At 73.5% G+C, this 1,464-nt stretch carries 2 protein-coding genes; both read right to left on the bottom strand.

What is annotated here, in order from left to right; translation table 11 throughout:
- Positions 1-353: SURF1 family protein (locus FNQ90_RS22960; RefSeq protein ID WP_323380134.1), on the bottom strand; the 353-nt coding region annotated here is incomplete at its 3' end.
- A gap of 25 nt (positions 354-378) precedes the next feature.
- Positions 379-1,419, bottom strand: a complete 1,041-nt coding sequence (locus FNQ90_RS22955; protein WP_182608101.1) for a DEDDh family exonuclease — start codon at positions 1,417-1,419, stop codon at positions 379-381.
- Between the last annotated feature and the right edge of the window lie 45 nt (positions 1,420-1,464).

The following is a 1,464-nucleotide window of genomic DNA, read 5'->3' as shown; positions in this document are numbered from 1 at the left end:
CACCTCGGTGACACCACCCCGTCCGCCTGCTCCAGCGGGGTGAGGACCCAGTAGCCGTAGCCCCCCTCGGGGCCGGTGCGTTGGCGCACCGCCACCTCACCGGAGGTGTCGAAGACCCCGGTGACGGTGACCGCGCGGTAGCGGTCCTCCTCGGCGGCCTCCCGGCCGGGACCGGTCAGGCGGTCCATCGGAACCGGGTCGGCGTTCAGGTTGCCCGCGATGAGGTCGTTGCGCGCGACGCGGCTCTCGTGCCGGTGGAACTGCCAGAAGCCCGCCTGGATCATCAGCGGGATGAGCAGCGCGGCCAGCAGGGTCAACAACACCCACTGCCGGGAGAGCAGAAAGCGGTACACAGCCCCCGACGGTACCCGAACCGCCTCAGCCCTCCACCGCCGGGGCCACGGCCCCCAGCAGTCGGGTGAAGCCCGCCTCGTCGATCACCGGGGTGCCCAGCTCCAGCGCCCGGCGCACCTTGCCGGTGCGCGCGGTCGGGTAATTGGTCACCAGGAGGCTGGTCTGCCGGGAGACCGACGAGGCGACGTGCAGGCCCGCGGCGTGCGTCTGGTCCTCCAGCAGTTCCCGTTCCACCGAGGTATCACCGGAGAAGGCGACCCGCATCCCCTGCACCAGGGGGGAACCGGGCTCCCAACGACCGGGGTTGGGATGGGGGCACGGCTCCCGGCGGCGGGCGGGACGCCGCCCGCCGCCGGGAGCAGTGGCCGGGGCGGCCGCGCCCTCCCGCCAGCGGGTGACCGGCCGGCACTCCTGGAGCGGCAGCTCCAACCCCAGGCGAGCGGCGCGCTCCAGGCCCGGCCGAAGGATCTCGGTCAGCACCCGGGCGTCGTCCAGCGCGTGGTGGGCGCGCTCCTGACGGACACCGTAGTGGGCCGCCAGGGTCTCCAACCGGTGGTTGCGCACCGGCAGGGACAGCTCCTTGGCGAGCGCTATCGTGCACAGCCGCCGGGTCACCGGTGCCCGATGCCCGGCCCGGGCGTACTCGCGTGAAAGCATCCGCCAGTCGAACAGGGCGTTGTGGGCGACCAGCACACGGTCGGTCAACCGCTCCGACAGTTCCTCGACGATCTCCGGGAAGCGCGGGGCCGCCTCCAACATCTCGGCGGTCAGACCGTGGATGTGCACCGGCCCGGGGTCCCGCTCCGGATTCACCGGGGTGTACCAGTGGTCCTGCGTCAGGCCCCGGCGGTCCACCCGGTAGACCGCCACCGACACCACGCGGTCCTGAGGATCCAGCCCGGTGGTCTCCACGTCCACCACCGCGTATCCGGGGGGGAAGCCGTCGGGCCATCGCAGCGGGGAGCGCTCCGCGTCGACGGGGGTCCCCCCGCCCGCCGGGGTGGGGTCCGCCGCCCGCGCCCGCCGGCCTCCGGCGGTCTGCGTGGTCTGGGGATCATCGAGCATGTACCGGAGGATACGGGCCGCCACCGACAGTGCCGAATGCCGCCC

This window comes from Streptomyces alkaliphilus (assembly GCF_014141535.1).
In the GTDB taxonomy this organism is placed as follows: domain Bacteria; phylum Actinomycetota; class Actinomycetes; order Streptomycetales; family Streptomycetaceae; genus Streptomyces; species Streptomyces alkaliphilus.
The sequence above is the reverse complement of the archived record's forward strand: the minus strand, read 5'-3'. Positions and strand labels throughout refer to the sequence as shown.